The following is a 553-nucleotide window of genomic DNA, read 5'->3' as shown; positions in this document are numbered from 1 at the left end:
TGTTAATGGTGGTGTTCGTTGCACTACCGCCGAATTCGACAGCCATACCACCGCTATTGTTAATAATAGTGTTCGTGGCCTGATGACCACTATTAACACTCAGGTATCCACCATTCTCCAACAACATATTGACGGCACTGCCACCGGCAATGCTGAAGCTGCCGTTAGTGTTGGTGCCATTCAGGGTGGCAGAAGTGTCTGTAGAAATAGACCCGCCGCTGTTCTGAGTAATGTCAACTGCACTGGCGCCCCCGTAGACAGACAGCCCACCGCCACTGTTAATAGTGGTGTTCGTTGTACTGCCGCCCCCGGAGACGGACAGGCCACCACCACTGTTAATGGTGGTGTTCGTTGCACTACCTTCGACATTCATTCTGCCGCTATTGTTAATAATGGTGTTCGTGGCCTGATGACCACTATTAACACTCAGGTATCCACCATTCTCCAACAACATATTGACGGCACTGCCACCGGCAATGCTGAAGCTGCCGTTAGTGTTGGTGCCATTCAGGGTGGCAGAAGTGTCTGCAGAAATAGACCCGCCGCTGTTCTG

Annotated in this window: 1 protein-coding gene; it reads right to left on the bottom strand. The window is 51.5% G+C overall.

Features of this window, described 5'->3' with window-relative positions:
• A partial coding sequence (locus AACU94_RS24585) for an AIDA repeat-containing protein (protein ID WP_205713082.1) occupies positions 1–553 on the bottom strand: 553 nt, incomplete at both ends.

The organism is Escherichia sp. E4702, from assembly GCF_963883545.1.
Lineage (GTDB): Bacteria > Pseudomonadota > Gammaproteobacteria > Enterobacterales > Enterobacteriaceae > Escherichia.
The sequence above is the reverse complement of the archived record's forward strand: the minus strand, read 5'-3'. Positions and strand labels throughout refer to the sequence as shown.